Annotated in this window: 3 protein-coding genes; 1 reads left to right on the forward strand and 2 read right to left on the reverse strand. The window is 63.6% G+C overall.

Going from position 1 to position 2,585, the window contains the following annotated elements:
• Nucleotides 1–153: 153 nt before the first annotated feature.
• Nucleotides 154–738: a glutathione S-transferase family protein gene (locus tag AB4Z11_RS29065; RefSeq protein WP_442029299.1), complete on the reverse strand. Its 585-nt coding sequence runs from the start codon at nt 736–738 to the stop codon at nt 154–156.
• Nucleotides 739–834: 96 nt separating this feature from the next.
• On the opposite strand from AB4Z11_RS29065, the gene AB4Z11_RS29070 reads away from it, so the two are divergent.
• Nucleotides 835–1,806, forward strand: a complete 972-nt coding sequence (locus AB4Z11_RS29070) for a helix-turn-helix transcriptional regulator (protein ID WP_442029300.1) — start codon at nt 835–837, stop codon at nt 1,804–1,806.
• Between the two features lie 109 nt (nt 1,807–1,915).
• Here AB4Z11_RS29070 and AB4Z11_RS29075 read toward each other — a convergent pair.
• A partial coding sequence (locus AB4Z11_RS29075) for a type I glyceraldehyde-3-phosphate dehydrogenase (protein WP_442029301.1) occupies nt 1,916–2,585 on the reverse strand: 670 nt, incomplete at its 5' end.

Here is a 2,585-nt window from a genome sequence, read left to right on the forward strand (position 1 = left end):
CAATCATCACCGGCCTGCCAAGCGATTCGACCGGTACCGAAACCGACGCGGGTACCTACGACCCGATCGGCCGCCGCTGGTACCTGGGCCTGCGCATTTCTTTGTAAGCCACAGCGCGTAAGTACAAACGGCGGGCTTCGTGCCCGCCGTTTTTTATGCCGCCAGCGGCAAATCCACCTCTTCCAGGCTGACGTGGCCGCGGAAACGGCCGCTCGTGACGGCAGGCCGGCTGGTTTCGATGGCGTCGGCAAAGAACACGGCGGGGTCGCCGTGCAGCTCCTCAACGTGCTGGCGCAGGCGCGGATAGTGCGCCAGCAGCAGTCCCGCGTGGCGTTCARCCCAGCGCACGGCGGCCACCAGACAGGCGTCCGCAATAGTGCGTTTATTGCCGTCCAGCCATTCACGGCCGCTCAACTGCGCATCCAGATGAGCGCACACGGCGGCCAGGCGCGCTTCACCCGACTGAAATTCCTCATGCAGCATATCCAGCAAACGCTCCAGCCGCGCGTGATCCACCGTGCCGGACTTGTAGCCCAGCAGATGGCGGCGCTGCGAAGCGATGTGGCGCAGAATGCCGCGGCAGTCGCGCATCACGCGTCCGCCCGTTTGCAGCATGGGGCTATGCTGGCCGGGCAATTCAAGCCGCAGCAAGCGATAAGGGCGGCACAGCCATTCGAGGGCGACAATCGTGCCGAAGGCGCAGCCGTGCGGCGCGCCGTAATACAGAATCGGTTCCATGGTATTGCCTCTTTTTCGTAAATTAGGAGGGAATACCAGTCACTTTACTGGTTAAATAGGGCAAAATTGCCCCTCATTGCATGAGATCATTGCAATATGTCCAAACCAGCCATAAAAGCCCTGACCATTCTGGAGATGCTTCAAAGCCAGCGGCAGATCTCGGGCGCCGACATGTCCGAACGGCTCGGCATCGATCGCCGCAGTTTGCGCCGCTATATCTCCATGCTGGAGGAATTGGGGATTCCGATCACTTCGGAACGGGGACGCTACGGCGGCTACATGCTGGTGCCCGGCTTCAAACTGCCGCCGCTGATGTTCACCAATGAGGAAGCGAGCGCCGTCGCGTTGGGCTTGCTGGCGGTGCGCTCGCTGCGCCTGGCCGACACGGCGCCCGCCGTGGCCAGCGCCCAATCCAAGTTGGAACGCGTGATGCCTCCGTCCCTGCAAGGCAGCGTGCAAGCCCTGCGTGAAACCGCCGTGCTGGACGTACCGGATGCGCGCTGGACCTTCACCCAGCCGCATGGCCCCGCTCTCACCGGCGAGCTGACGGCGCTGGCGATGGCGGCCCAGACCCAGCACCGCGTCAGCTTCGAATACCGGCCGCCGGAAGGCGTGCCGATGCGGCGCGAGTTCGATCCCTACGGCCTGGTGTTCAGCCACACGCGCTGGTATGCGGTGGGCCTGTGCCGCCTGCGTCTGGCGATCCGCTCCTTCCGCCTTGACCGCATCGCCGAAGTGCGCGAAACGGGCCACAGCTTCGAGAAGCCGGAAAACTTCGACACCGCCGCCCACCTGCAGCACGCCCTGGCCACCCTGCCGCGCGGCCTGCCCGCCCACGTCCTGTTGCATACCGACCTCGACAGCGCCACCCGTGAACTGGGCCGCTACGTCGGCCCGCTGGTGCCGACGCCGGCCGGCATCCAGCTGCACACGACCACCACCAGCCACACCTGGTTCGCCCGCATGCTGGCCTCCCTCACCTTCGACTTCACCATCCAGGGCCCGGACGCACTGCGCGACGCCCTGCGCACCGAATCCACCCGCCTGGCCAGGCTGGCGCAGTCCTGAAATGCCCCGGCCAAAATCAGCTGCCTGCCACGCGTAGCAGGCACTAGTCCTTGCTGTGAGAAAAAAAAAGCGCCCCGCGGGGCGCTTCTTTGTTCGCTGAAGCGAAGGATTACTTGGCGTTCATCAGGGCCACGGTGGTGTCCAGCATGCGGTTGCTGAAGCCCCATTCGTTGTCGTACCAGGACGAAACCTTCACCAGTTTGCCGGACACCTTGGTCAGGGTCGCGTCAAAGTTGGAGGAAGCCGGGTTGTGGTTGAAGTCCACGGACACCAGCGGCTCGGTGTTGTAGGTCAGGATGCCTTTCAGCGCGCCTTCCGATGCTTCCTTCATGATCTTGTTGATTTCTTCAACAGTGGTGTCGCGCTTGGCGATGAAGGACAGGTCAACGATGGACACGTTGATGGTCGGAACGCGGATGGCGTAGCCGTCCAGCTTGCCGTTCAGTTCCGGCARCACCAGGCCCACCGCGGCAGCAGCGCCGGTCTTGGTCGGGATCATGGACTGGGTAGCGGAACGTGCGCGGCGCAGGTCTTCGTGCATCACGTCGGTCAGCACCTGGTCGTTGGTGTAAGCGTGCACGGTGGTCATCAGACCGTTTTCCAGGCCGATGGCGTCGTTCAGYGGCTTGACCAGCGGGGCCAGGCAGTTGGTGGTGCASGAAGCGTTCGAGATSACGGTGTCCGWCGMYTTCAGCACRYYGTGGTTCACGCCGWACACGATGGTSGCGTCCACATCCTTGCCGCCCGGTGCGGAGATGATCACTTTCTTGGCGCCGCCT

The organism is Pseudoduganella sp. RAF53_2, assembly GCF_052113985.1.
Lineage (GTDB): Bacteria > Pseudomonadota > Gammaproteobacteria > Burkholderiales > Burkholderiaceae_D > Rugamonas.

Bases quoted from the DNA above. Each gene is read 5' to 3' on its own strand.
- AB4Z11_RS29070 (WP_442029300.1), top strand. From the start codon at position 835: ATGTCCAAACCAGCCATAAAAGCCCTGACCATTCTGGAGATGCTTCAA.